Origin of the sequence: Catenovulum agarivorans DS-2 (assembly GCF_000568405.1) — a bacterium.
Lineage (GTDB): Bacteria > Pseudomonadota > Gammaproteobacteria > Enterobacterales > Alteromonadaceae > Catenovulum > Catenovulum agarivorans_A.
Genome location: NZ_ARZY01000006.1, coordinates 145379 through 157600, shown reverse-complemented (window position 1 = coordinate 157600; position 12222 = coordinate 145379). Strand labels below are relative to the sequence as shown.

The 12222-nt window shown below is 40.9% G+C and carries 12 protein-coding genes and 1 pseudogene; 4 read left to right on the top strand and 9 right to left on the bottom strand.

Translation table 11 applies throughout. The features are described from left to right. From DS2_RS05355 to DS2_RS05345, 3 genes and pseudogenes are all read right to left on the bottom strand, one after another. Window positions 1-602: pseudogene (locus DS2_RS05355) on the bottom strand (signal peptide prediction); the annotation flags it as partial. A gap of 143 nt (window positions 603-745) precedes the next feature. Beyond that, on the bottom strand, window positions 746-2962 hold the full coding sequence (locus DS2_RS05350) for a hypothetical protein (protein ID WP_035013621.1): 2217 nt from the start codon (window positions 2960-2962) through the stop codon (window positions 746-748). A 19-nt stretch (window positions 2963-2981) separates the two neighbouring features. Then, window positions 2982-3458 carry an FxsA family protein gene (locus DS2_RS05345; RefSeq protein ID WP_035013620.1) on the bottom strand — a complete coding sequence of 159 codons (477 nt, stop codon included), beginning with the start codon at window positions 3456-3458 and terminating at the stop codon, window positions 2982-2984. A gap of 467 nt (window positions 3459-3925) precedes the next feature. Between DS2_RS05345 and aroQ the strand changes: the two genes are divergently transcribed. The 4 genes from aroQ to prmA all read left to right on the top strand — a co-directional run bounded on the left by aroQ (window position 3926) and on the right by prmA (window position 7520). After that, window positions 3926-4387 (top strand): type II 3-dehydroquinate dehydratase, encoded by a 462-nt coding sequence (aroQ, locus tag DS2_RS05340; protein WP_035013619.1) that lies wholly within the window; start codon window positions 3926-3928, stop codon window positions 4385-4387. A 24-nt stretch (window positions 4388-4411) separates the two neighbouring features. Continuing rightward, window positions 4412-4873: an acetyl-CoA carboxylase biotin carboxyl carrier protein gene (gene accB / locus DS2_RS05335; RefSeq protein WP_035013618.1), complete on the top strand. Its 462-nt coding sequence runs from the start codon at window positions 4412-4414 to the stop codon at window positions 4871-4873. Window positions 4874-4887: 14 nt separating this feature from the next. Further along, window positions 4888-6234: an acetyl-CoA carboxylase biotin carboxylase subunit gene (gene accC, locus DS2_RS05330; protein ID WP_035013617.1), complete on the top strand. Its 1347-nt coding sequence runs from the start codon at window positions 4888-4890 to the stop codon at window positions 6232-6234. A 401-nt stretch (window positions 6235-6635) separates the two neighbouring features. Beyond that, window positions 6636-7520, top strand: a complete 885-nt coding sequence (gene prmA, locus DS2_RS05325) for a 50S ribosomal protein L11 methyltransferase (RefSeq protein WP_035013616.1) — start codon at window positions 6636-6638, stop codon at window positions 7518-7520. On the opposite strand, the gene DS2_RS05320 is transcribed toward prmA, so the two are convergent. The 6 genes from DS2_RS05320 to DS2_RS19680 all read right to left on the bottom strand — a co-directional run bounded on the left by DS2_RS05320 (window position 7512) and on the right by DS2_RS19680 (window position 12208). Beyond that, window positions 7512-7847 carry a hypothetical protein gene (locus DS2_RS05320; RefSeq protein ID WP_035013615.1) on the bottom strand — a complete coding sequence of 112 codons (336 nt, stop codon included), beginning with the start codon at window positions 7845-7847 and terminating at the stop codon, window positions 7512-7514. The genes prmA and DS2_RS05320 overlap by 9 nt on opposite strands. Before the next feature lie 63 nt (window positions 7848-7910). Further along, window positions 7911-8234: a hypothetical protein gene (locus DS2_RS05315; protein WP_035013614.1), complete on the bottom strand. Its 324-nt coding sequence runs from the start codon at window positions 8232-8234 to the stop codon at window positions 7911-7913. A gap of 19 nt (window positions 8235-8253) precedes the next feature. Beyond that, complete coding sequence (locus DS2_RS05310) at window positions 8254-8958, bottom strand: pseudouridine synthase (RefSeq protein WP_035013613.1); 705 nt, start codon at window positions 8956-8958, stop codon at window positions 8254-8256. A gap of 53 nt (window positions 8959-9011) precedes the next feature. Next, on the bottom strand, window positions 9012-10292 hold the full coding sequence (locus tag DS2_RS05305; protein WP_035013612.1) for a diguanylate cyclase: 1281 nt from the start codon (window positions 10290-10292) through the stop codon (window positions 9012-9014). After that, complete coding sequence (locus DS2_RS05300) at window positions 10285-10701, bottom strand: response regulator (RefSeq protein WP_160168540.1); 417 nt, start codon at window positions 10699-10701, stop codon at window positions 10285-10287. The genes DS2_RS05305 and DS2_RS05300 overlap by 8 nt, the downstream gene beginning before the upstream one ends. A 10-nt stretch (window positions 10702-10711) precedes the next feature. Further along, entirely contained in the window at window positions 10712-12208 is a 1497-nt protein-coding gene (locus DS2_RS19680; RefSeq protein WP_051479640.1) for a PAS domain-containing sensor histidine kinase, read from the bottom strand. Window positions 12209-12222: the final 14 nt, after the last annotated feature.

The window sequence follows — 12222 nt, the reverse complement described above, 5'->3', positions numbered from 1 at the left end:
GCTTGCGCAGCCAAAGCCATATCAAAAAGCCCTATGGTTGGAGTATTAACAATACCAACTTTACCACGATATTTTTGCTCAAACAGCCAGCCCCAGCTTTCAGTTTGGTATGGAATACCCTTAGGTATTTCTGCTGTATTGTAGCCAAATGAATCGACGTTGTGCACATAAGGTAAGAAACTAATCTGCTCAGAAGTTTTAGACGAAAGTTCGCCATTGCGCTGGGCGTACAGCAGTTTATAGGGCGCATCTCCAGCGCCCGTTTTTGCATCTGCAACTAAACGTCCGGTTTTAGTCAGATCGTTTATCTCACCCCAATATTTGAGTCGCTGAATATCGATTGGCTGAATGGCTTTTGCGGACCATAATAGGTTGATACTGTCAGACCACTGCTCGTATAGGTCAAAACTAGCAGGTTGGGTCGAGGCTTTTTGCAACACTGTCGCACTGCCGCCTGGTTCAAAGCTCACCTCGATTCCAAGGTCTTGCATTGCTTGTTGCCTTATTGCCTCTTGTAAAGTGACATGAGTTCCTAAAACTCTTAAGCGCAAGCGCTTTTTACTCCACACATGAGGTGCAACACTGGCAACAACACCGCCCAACGATGCAGTGAGCACAGTTTTTATATAGCGACGCCGAGTTTCATCAAATTGGCTGTGCAAGGTGTTATTGACTCCAAGGTAAAATCATCTATTACAGTGTAGAACACCTCAAGTAAAACGTGGGTAAAATATTCATTTTATTACTATTGATAAAATGATTTACAGCCTCCCGCTGCTACATCTTTCGCTTTTCGCCACACATTCGACAGCGGGCTTGTTACAGCACCACTTGTCGTGCTAAACAACACCTTCTTAACTTCGGTAAACTTACCGTCCAATGTTTGCTGAACTTTGGGGCAATCCTGCTCATTCAATATGGCAAACCTAAACTTTTCGAAAGCTTGTTCATTCAAGTTAATATTGCCAACAAATCCCAACCGATTGTCGGTGGTTTTAACCTTAGCACTTTCTACTTCGATAAGATTATTCTCAACACTAGCTTTAGCTTGAATAAACTCGATATTACTAGAACCTTTAAATTGAGCCGCTCCGGCACTTAACTCAGCGAATTGCATTGCCATCATACCCACAGGGCCGGCAACCAAAAATGACCCGACATCCAGCAGTGAAGTTTCTTGGCTTGCTTTAAAACCATTAATTAACTTGTCTAATGCAATGCCATCAATGCCAAACGTACCAGTTTTCAAGTTAAAGTCGCCTTTAGACATAGTCCATTTATTGTTAGGCTCAAGCTGCAACTGCAGATCGAGATTCGCATCTAACACCCCTGTTGGCTTAAACGGTACACTTTGTAAAAAAGGTTCTAGTGCAGGCAAATCAAATTTATATATATCAGTTTGCAACAATGCTTGTGCTTGCGATTCGCCAACTCGTCGTCCATCTATCACTTTGCCTTCGATACGAACCCGACCATCTTTGTGTGTTAACCCTGTATCAGCCAATAACAACGCGTCTTCTGTTTGTGTCACATTCAAATTGATCTGGCTAAACTCACTGGAAATATATTTCAGCCTTTTTAATGAGGTCAGTAGATGAGCGCCTGCATTTAAACTGACTGTATCAACCAATTGATGCTGCTTGATAACATCTGTATCTTTTAGCTTTAAGTTAAACTCTTCAGCTTCTAACCAATTTTCTTGCTCAAACAGACGAATGTTAATGTGTTCAAGTTCAATGCTTTCAAGATATAAATTAGCAATTTGCTCGATCTTTTGATTATCTGTTGGCTTCGGAGCATCTTGTTGTGAACTATCCCCATCATCTGCTGGTTGGACGCTTTCATCTGACGCTTGAGGTTTGGCTAGATGATAGCCAATGTCCATCCCTGCAACATCTAAGTGATTTAAACGAATGTCCAGCGGTAGTTGTACATTTGATGACCCTGCCAAACTTACTTGGCCGCCGAAAGTATCAAAAGCAAGATTTTCAATATCAACATTTTGCTCAGCGAGTCGACTAGCAAAACTAAATGACTCCATTTTATAGTGCTGATTCTGCGCTTGTTGTGGAAAATAGACTTCAGCACTGTTTAGATTAATTTCCAATTCAGCAGCAGACTCAACTAATGCCTGAGCGGTCAAAGTATCAGCCGTGTCGCTAAAGCTAAATTGTCCCACAATGTCTAGACGATTCATCTCAGCAAACAAATCGTTAGATTCAACCGAAGCAGATTTCGTCGCCAAAACAAAATCTGTTATCTGTAAGTTGGGTTGCAAAACAAAATGTACATCGAGCTGGTTTATCGCTGCCGTTTGAGCTTGCTCTGGTGCATTAACACTCAGGCGCTGCACCGCCATAGTAAAATCGCCAGCAAGCTTCATAGGGCTGACGGCCTGCAACGCTTGCAAGCGCAAATCTTGAGTTGAAAAGTCAAGTCCAGCAACTTTATAAGTTTGCTGAGCCTGAGAGAATTCAAGGTCGACTTGTTGCAATGAGATCTCAGAAACTTCAAGGCGAGTTGGGATATATGCAGAGAAATCGTTATCCGCAGCACCTTGAGTATCGGAATTTTCAGGAGCTGGTTCAGCTGTTTTGGCTAGCGCTGATTGTAACGCTTCAACGCCTTGCTGATGCCCATTAATAGTTAAGCCCGTCAATTTAACATATTCAATGTCGATAACCTGAACAAGCAAAGCTTGCCAATTTAACTTTAGCTGCAACTGTTTTAGCTCGGCTGAGTTGCCAAATTGGTCATGCCATTTAATATCACTCAGTTGAAGTTGACCCAACTGAGTAAACCTATGGTTAACCTTGCCAATGGAAAGCTCCATTGGCAAATCATGGGTCGCATCTGCAATTAAGTCATTAACCAAAGATGTTCGGTCATACAAATAGTCTGCGGTCACCAATAAACAAAACAACGCCAGCAAACCAATTAGCGTAGTACGTAGCCATTTCATAAATTATCCTTAATCTGTGTTAGCGGTTATCGTCTTTACGCTGCCATTCACCTTCAATAACCGTCCCGGAAGGTTTGTCTTGCGGATATTGCTGTTGATGGGATTGATGGGTGCCATACACTTTGCTTCTAGCAACCACCTGTTGGCCAAATTCTCGGATGATCAATTTTGCTAGAGGTTTTCGAGTGAGCGGGATGGTCAAACATAAACCGATTGCGTCGGTAATAAAACCGGGCGTCACCAACAATACCCCTGCGACTAAGATCATTAGCCCTTCAGTGATAGACTCAGCAGGCAACACCCCTTGCTGAGTTTTATGTTGAATTTCCGACAGTGCAGCTAACCCCTGGGCTCTAACCAAATGCGCGCCCGCAATGGCTGTAACGATAACAATTAAAAATGTGGTCCACCCGCCAATTAATTCGCCGACATGCAGCAACAAGGCTATTTCAACGATGGGCATAACAACAAACAAAAACAATAACTTAAAAAACATGCTAAAAACTCTCTATGCACTAGTGAATTAATGAGGTGGCATCGGTTAATAAAAAAACAAGCTTGTTGACGAAATACCACCTGTGTATTCTACAATGTTGTGACCTATTAATCAGTTTATACGTTCAAAATTAATGAAATGTTCAAAGCCGCTACCAATATCAATTGCATGCAAAGGTAAAGCAACACAACACATAGCACAGCGACTGCCAAGGTCTGTTGAACTTTCGTCGACCAACTTTGTTCTAACTAAATGCTACTTAATCTAGCCGCAGCATTAAAGGCTTAATAGATTAAGTGAAAAATCGCAGCAACTTCGGCGAAAATTCGGCAAACAGGGTTGTTTTAGCATTTTTTTGAAAATTACCGTTTTCAATTGCTCAATAATCTTCTATAGTTAGGCCAATTGTAAAGTTTACTAACTTTTCACCGAACTTAGTTACTAAATTACCAACAAAGACCGCATTTATGCCAAAATCAAATTATAAAGTACTCTTGTTGAATGGACCCAACCTGAATATGTTAGGGAAACGCGAGCCTGAAATTTATGGTAGTACGACTTTGGCACAAATTGTTCAGCAGTTAACCGAAGAAGCCAGCAAGTTATCTATCGAATTAACCCATTTACAGTCCAATGCTGAATTTGAGTTGATCGATAAAATCCATAGTGGCTTTGAAAAAATCGATTTTATTATCATCAACCCTGCAGCATTCACCCATACAAGTGTTGCTTTAAGAGACGCTATTTTATCGGTTAACATCCCCTTTATTGAAGTGCATTTGTCCAATGTACATAAGCGTGAAAAGTTTAGACATCATTCTTATTTCTCTGATATTGCTCAAGCCGTCATTTGCGGTTTAGGCAGTCAGGGCTATTTTTATGCATTAGATGCGGCACACCGCATATTAACCTCAGAATCAACCAAATAAACAAAGAGAGTATCAGCCATGGCTATGGACATTCGTAAAGTTAAAAAACTGATTGAATTAGTTGAAGAATCTGGCATTTCAGAATTAGAAATCACAGAAGGTGAAGAGTCAGTTCGAATCAGCCGTGGAGCGCCAGCAGTCAACTTTGCAGCTCCTCAACCAATGTACGCTCAACCAGCAGCTCCTGCCGCTCCGGCACCAGCTGCTCCAGCAGCAGAAAGCGCTGCGCCTGCACCAGCAGCTGAACCTGCAGGTCATCAAGTTAAATCACCTATGGTTGGCACCTATTATTCTTCTCCAAAACCTGGTGCACCGACATTCGTTTCTGAAGGTGACACTGTTAATGTTGGTGATACCTTGTGTATCATTGAAGCAATGAAGATGATGAACGAAATTACCGCCGACAAAGCGGGCACTGTGAAATCAATCTTAGTTGAAAATGGTGATGCAGTTGAGTTTGAACAACCGTTATTCATCATAGGTTAAGGAGTTAATCACTTATGATTGATAAGGTTCTCATTGCTAACCGAGGCGAAATTGCACTGCGTATATTAAGAGCGTGTAAAGAACTCGGTATTAAAACTGTCGCGGTTCACTCCACGGCAGATAGAGAGTTAAAGCACGTATTGTTAGCTGACGAAACAATTTGTATTGGTAAAGCACCCGCAACCGAAAGCTACTTAAATGTTCCTCGTATTATTGCAGCAGCTGAGGTTTCAGGCGCTGTCGCCATTCATCCAGGATACGGCTTTTTGTCAGAAAATGCTGATTTTGCTGAACGTGTAGAACAAAGTGGCTTTATTTTTATTGGTCCAACCGCTGATTCTATTCGCATTATGGGTGACAAAGTTGCCGCAATTAATGCAATGAAAAAAGCAGGTGTACCTTGTGTACCAGGCTCAGATGGTCCACTAGGTGATGACGATCAAAAGAATTTACAAATCGCAAAACGTATTGGTTACCCGGTAATCATTAAAGCTGCCGGTGGTGGTGGTGGTCGTGGTATGCGTGTTGTTCGTAGCGAGAAAGAGTTAATTAAATCAATTGAATTAACTAAATCTGAAGCAGGCGCTGCATTTAACAACGACGTTGTTTACATGGAAAAATTCCTTGAAAACCCTCGTCACGTTGAAGTTCAAGTTTTATCCGATGGCCAAGGCAATGCAATTCACTTAGGTGAACGTGACTGCTCTATGCAACGTCGCCACCAAAAAGTTGTTGAAGAAGCACCTGCGCCGGGTATTACCGAAGAAATGCGTAAGTTTATTGGTGATCGTTGTCGTCGTGCTTGTATTGAAATTGGTTACCGTGGTGCCGGTACTTTCGAATTTTTATTCGAAAATGGCGAATTCTACTTTATCGAAATGAACACCCGTATTCAGGTAGAACATCCGGTAACAGAGATGATTACTGGTGTTGACTTAATTAAAGAGCAGCTAAAAATTGCTGCGGGTCAACCTTTGTCTATCACTCAAGATGAAATTAAAATTCGCGGCCATGCGGTTGAGTGCCGGATTAATGCGGAAGATCCAGATACCTTTATGCCTTGTCCGGGTAAAATAAATCGATTCCACTCACCAGGTGGTTTAGGTGTTCGTTGGGATTCGCATATTTACGCAGGCTATGCTGTACCACCTAACTATGACTCAATGATAGGTAAGTTAATTACTTATGGTGAGAATCGTGGTATTGCGATTGCACGTATGCAAAATGCATTAAGCGAACTTGTGGTTGAAGGTATTAAAACCAATGTAAGTTTGCAAAAAGCTATTATGGAAGATGAAAACTTCCAAAATGGTGGTACCAATATCCATTATTTAGAGAAAAAGTTGGGTATTGCTAAGTAATATAGATTTTGCTCTAAATTATTGCTTTGTCACCCTCAATCAAGCTCCGTGAAGCCGAATTTCGATTCGGCTTTTTTATTTCTACCAATAGTTAAGTAACCTGAACTCGGGATAACAAATTGCTTTGTTGCGGCATTTTGACTTAGCCCACTAGGCCTACAATGCCACGCCGCGATCAAATAGCTTTGGATTTGAACAAAATTTATACCACAAAGATCAACACGCTCTAGTAATAGCGAGCTATTACGTACGCAAATTCGCCTTGTCCTAAGAAAAAATATCACACTAGAACTGGAATAATTCTATTGTTTAATAAAACCAATGCATTAGCTAACTTGTTATCCCGAGTTCAGGTTAGGTAGAATACCCCAAACTAATCCGAATTATTTATTGAGACCTTTATGCCTTGGTTGCAGCTTAGATATACCACTGATAAACAAAGTGCCGATTTAATTTCTGATGAAATGATGGAATGCGGTGCATTTTCCGTTACTTTTTTGGATGCGCAAGATACCCCTATATATGAGCCTAAACCAGGTGATTTTTTATTGTGGGAACAAACTATAGCAATTGGTTTATATGATGCTGAAGCCGATATGGATGCGATTGTTGCACATCTACAACAATTCCCATTTGGGCAAAAAGGTTCGTATAAAATTGAACAGTTAGAAGATAAAGATTGGATCCGTGAGTGGATGGATAGCTTTAAGCCCATTCAATTTGGCGATAGATTATGGGTGTGCCCGAGTTGGTGTGAAATACCTGATCCTGCAGCTGTGAACATTATTCTCGATCCAGGTTTAGCTTTTGGCACTGGTACACACCCAACGACTTCATTGTGCCTACAATGGTTAGAAACGCATATTCAACCACAAGATACCTTAGTCGATTTTGGTTGTGGTTCAGGTATATTAGCGGTTGCGGCGTTAAAACTCGGCGCCCAAAAAGCCATAGGTATTGATATTGATCCACAAGCTATTGAAGCTTCAACTGCCAATGCAGAGCGCAACCAAGTATTAAACAAGCTTGAGCTCTACCTACCGGATGCACAGCCAGAGTTACAAGCAGATGTTGTAGTGGCAAATATACTTGCAGGGCCATTAAGAGAGCTTGCACAAGTTATCAGTAACTACGTTAAACCAGGCGGAAAACTTGCACTTTCGGGCATTTTAGACAGTCAAGCCGAAGAAATTTGTCAAATATATAGCCAGTGGTTTGATTTAGAGCCTGTTGCCCAGCAGGAAGATTGGTGCCGAGTGTCTGGAACCAAGAAGCAATTAAATTAAGTCTTTAATTGCTTCGTATAGCTTTATCGCTTCTTGCTCAGTTAGCCCAACTGAGCTTGCAGCTTTCCCCAAGCTGCTACTTACGCGAACTGAGTCTTGCGCTGTCTCTTGTGAAGCTTGCACTGGTCTGGAGTTTTGCTGGCTTGTTGATAACTCGCCAGTTTTTTGAATAAGCTGAGCTTGTGTAGAGATAGAAACTGTCGAGCTGCCGTTTTCACTGCGAGTATCACTCGCATTGTTATTGGCCGCAGGATTAGGCTGCACCAACTGACCATTTTGATGTAACTGGTTTTGCAGCCCAGAATTTATAAATCCAACCTCAGCCATAATCTACCCCCTACGTTGCCCTAGGTTAATTATAGCTCATTTGTTTATTTTTTAAACAAACTATTATTCTGCTTCACTTACTGATTGCTGAAATTTGGCTTGAGTGGAAAATACCTTTTCGAGTTTGACGACAATCGCAGCTAATACCTGCGGCTCGATTTGTTGCTGTTGCGCTTCAGACAATTGAGTGTAAGGATAAAAGTCTTGAGCAATCTCCTCAACATATGGCTTAAACCGAGTTGCCTGAGTGACAAAACCATCGGTAAAAATTGCACTAAACTTTCCTTGGCCATTTTGCTGTAACTGGTCAAGTATTTGATCACACTCTTGCGCTTTTTCATACGCCAACGCCAAATTTTGGCGAATATTTTCTAATATATTCAACATAACGGACTACTTCTAATATTTAAAACAATGCAACTTCTTCGTCGGTCAAATAGCGCCATTCTCCTGGCTCTAACGACTCATCAAGCTCAAGATCTCCAATCTGGCACCTATGTAAAAAAGTAACTTTATTGCCAATGGCCGCAAACATGCGTTTAACTTGATGATAGCGGCCCTCGGTTATGGCTAACTCTGCATAATCATTGGCTAGAAAGTTCAGTTTTGCCGCTTGAGTAGGTTTTTCTTCGCCATTAAGCATTATCCCATCAGCAAACTGGCTAATAGCTTGCTGCTGTTGTTGCTCTGACATTTCGTTAACAAGCTCAGCTAGGTATACTTTTTCGCAAACGTGTTTTGGGCTGGCAATTCTATGCGACCATTGGCCGTCATCTGTGATTAAAATTAAACCTGTTGTGTCTGCATCTAGCCTACCTGCAATATGCAGACGTTCAACTTTTTCAACATCCAGAAACGACAACACTGAAGGATACAACTCATTGCTGGCATTACTACAAATTGTATCTTCGGGTTTATTCATCATAATGTAACGTGTACCAATTAACGACAGTGTCTGCTCTTTGTATTGTACAACAGCTGTATCAGGTACATGCATCGCGGGATTCTTGCATGGCGTTCCATCAATTAACACATCACCACTTTTAACAACTTTTTTTGCCCACGCACGTGTGATGTCTAATGCTTCACATAAATATTTATCTAGTCTCATTCACGACTCTAATCACAATTAAAATTACTCAGATCTATTGTACTAGGGATAGATTAAGAAACATATTCCTCATAAGTTATTCGTGCTTGGTTTTTGCCATGTTCCTTTGCGTAATAGAGGTTGTTGTCGGCAATCTTAAATTGCTGCTCATAAGCCAATTTAACTGATTTAGCATATATACAGACCCCACCAACACTAGCTGTTGTCTGATACGCCAAGTTTTCGGGGCACACCTTAATCACTTTATCAATTAACTGTTGAATGCTCTTCGCACTTTCATCTGACAATATTACGACAAACTCTTCACCACCAGCCCTGGCAATGTAATCTAACGGCCGCTGAAAGTTTGCTTTTAGCAACTCGGCAAACTGAACCAACACAGTGTCTCCAACATCGTGTCCGTGGCTATCATTTATTTGCTTAAAGTTATCTAAATCAAATATCGCAATACACAAATACTGACTATTTCTGCGTGCAGTTTTATAGAGTCGCGCATATTCTTCAGATAAACCACGTCGATTGCGTAACTGAGTTAATGGATCTTTGGTCGCCAGTTCAATCAACTCTTGCTGGACATTTTTTAGCCTTGAAATATCCATACCACTAAACAGCAGATAGTGTTTTTCACCAACTTGGGCATAACAACAGTCAAATTCAAACGGTATAGCTTGCCCATCTGCGTTAACTAACTCTGTTTCAAACTTTAAATGTCCTGCCGCTTTAACCTGTTCAACAAATTGAAACCAATCGTCTGTCGTGTCAAATTGATTCGAAATATGGAAATACGATTTGCTTTTTATATGCTCTGTTGGCAATTTTAAAAAACGGTTTAACGCAAGGTTAAAGGTTATAAATAAACTGGTTTCTGGATCGCAAACCATGTTTAAGTTAGGTGTATTGTCCATCACAGACCTAAGCAAAGTAAGCTCAGCATTCGCATTGTGGTGCTCTTTTTCAATGCGTTTTTTTGCAATCACATTGCTAACCACTGCCGATAAACGACTTTGGCTAATATCATTTTTTGATAAATAGTCATCAACACCTGACTTAAATGCTGTCGCTGCAATCTTTTCATCACCAACACCAGTTATCATGATAATACCTGTGTAGGGAGATATTTTGTGTATGGTGGCTATATGTTGAATGCTGGTTTCACCAGCCAAATTAAAGTCAAGAATAACACAGTCAACCTGCACCATTTTTAAAATGCTGGTTAAGGTAGCGGGATCTGCATACGAGATCACTTCATAATTTTGATGCGCTTGGGTTAAATAACGCTCAAATATCAACCTATCTGTTTCGGAATCATCTACGACCAGCACAGTACTACGCATAAAGGGCGACCTCCATCCAAAACTTTGTTGTGGTTAACAAAGCTTCTGCAAACTCATCATACTTCTCATGTTTAACAATATAAGCATTGGCTCCAGCTTGGTAAGACTTCTCGATGTCAGTATTGTGAGTTGATGAAGATAAAGCAACCAAAATGGTCGATGCATTACCAATCTTGCGAAGACGTTCAATTAATTTATGCCCCGACATGCTGGGCAAATTAAGGTCGATAAAAAATAACTCTTTACCAATAGGCGTGTTTACCGACAGATTCTCCATATACTCTATGCATTCTTCGGCAGAGGTAAAGCGATAAATATTATACTTTTTCGCCATCCCTGATTTATTGTAAATCCGCTCGACAGACCAAAAATCAATATCGTTATCTTCAACAAAAATTATCTTGTTCACAACAACTCCGTTATTCTTGAACATTCAAAGTAAAATAGACCTGAGTGCCTAGACCTTCTTCAGACTCAATCCACACACGTCCTTCATGCAGCTCCACTAAGCGCTTGACTATGTTGAGTCCTATACCTTCTCCTTCACCAACTTTGTTTAACCTTTTGAATATCACAAAAGCTAAATCACAACTTTCTTTCGACATGCCAATGCCATTGTCTTTAACCCACAAAGTGCCGCCGCTTTGGCCAATTTCGACTTCGACAGTTTCAGTACGGCTATACTTCATTGCATTTGAAAGCAAGTTTTGCAGTATTTCGAACACTGACAGTCTATCAGCAAAAACGGTTGCGCTGTCAAAGTTACGCTTAATTTGCAATTTTTTATGGCTGCTAGTTTGTTGTAACAACTCATCTACCAACGAATTCAGCTCAATATGTTCGCGATTAATTTCTCGCCGACCTGTTCTAGAAAATTTCAATAAACTTTCAATAAGCCCAAACATACGCTCTGCCGCCGAACGAATATGTACAATATATTTTTGTCCACCTTCGTCCAATTTGGTCGCATAATCTTCATATAAAAACTGCGCAATATGCATAATACCTCTGCTTGGCTCTTTCAAATCATGTGAGGCAGCGTATACAAATTGGTCTAGTTCTTCATTTTTCCGTTTTAGCTCAGCTAGTGCATCGTGAATTGTCTGTTCAGCTTGTTTTCGTGCCGAGATATCTCGAATCAAACACATAATGCCTGATACTTCTCCTGCATTATCTTTGACCGCCCAAGCACAAACAGAAACGGGTACCTTTTGCCCTTGGTTAGTTAAAAAGCTTTTTTCATACTCTTGGCAAAAGCCTTCAGGCAAAATTTGTTCAGCTAAGATTTTTTTATCAAATCCATGCTGATTAACAGGGGTCAATTCAAACAAGCTCTTCGTTAATAGCTGTGCCGTATCTTCGTAACCCAACATGTTAGAAAAGGTCTTGTTTGCTTCAAGTATAGTCAAATCGACATCTGTGTAGACCAATGCATCCACAGCCGACGCTTGTAGCGCACTTAACTTCTGCCCAACTAACCACAGTTCTTCTTCTATTTGTTTGCGGTTGGTGATATCTGTCTCTATCCCAACTAGGCGAATAGGTTTGCCAAAATCATCCCATTCCACCACTCGCCCTCTCGTCAACATCCAACGTTTTTTCCCAACAACATCAATTGGATACTCTGCATAAAAGAATGCTACCTCGCCATTCAAATGCTGCTGTAATGCTTGTTCAATTTTGGCCAAGTGCTCAGGCTCAACTCTTTGCGCCCAGCTTTGATAATCCCATTGTTGCTGATCAGGTAAACCATGCATTTGTTTCATTTTGCCACTAACGCTAATTTCGTCAGAGGTGAGATCCCAGTCGTATACCCCATCATTTATCGCATTTATTGCCAATTCATATTTCTTCTGAACTTCTTCTAACTCAACCGAATCTGTGACATCAACAGCCATACCTACAACAAATGCCAAGTCGCCAACTTCAT

Bases quoted from the DNA above. Each gene is read 5' to 3' on its own strand.
- DS2_RS05350 (WP_035013621.1), bottom strand. From the start codon at position 2,962: ATGAAATGGCTACGTACTACGCTAATTGGTTTGCTGGCGTTGTTTTGT.
- DS2_RS05345 (WP_035013620.1), bottom strand. From the start codon at position 3,458: ATGTTTTTTAAGTTATTGTTTTTGTTTGTTGTTATGCCCATCGTTGAA.
- DS2_RS05310 (WP_035013613.1), bottom strand. From the start codon at position 8,958: ATGAGACTAGATAAATATTTATGTGAAGCATTAGACATCACACGTGCG.
- prmA (WP_035013616.1), top strand. From the start codon at position 6,636: ATGCCTTGGTTGCAGCTTAGATATACCACTGATAAACAAAGTGCCGAT.
- DS2_RS05320 (WP_035013615.1), bottom strand. From the start codon at position 7,847: ATGGCTGAGGTTGGATTTATAAATTCTGGGCTGCAAAACCAGTTACAT.
- DS2_RS05305 (WP_035013612.1), bottom strand. From the start codon at position 10,292: ATGCGTAGTACTGTGCTGGTCGTAGATGATTCCGAAACAGATAGGTTG.
- accC (WP_035013617.1), top strand. From the start codon at position 4,888: ATGATTGATAAGGTTCTCATTGCTAACCGAGGCGAAATTGCACTGCGT.
- DS2_RS05315 (WP_035013614.1), bottom strand. From the start codon at position 8,234: ATGTTGAATATATTAGAAAATATTCGCCAAAATTTGGCGTTGGCGTAT.
- accB (WP_035013618.1), top strand. From the start codon at position 4,412: ATGGACATTCGTAAAGTTAAAAAACTGATTGAATTAGTTGAAGAATCT.
- aroQ (WP_035013619.1), top strand. From the start codon at position 3,926: ATGCCAAAATCAAATTATAAAGTACTCTTGTTGAATGGACCCAACCTG.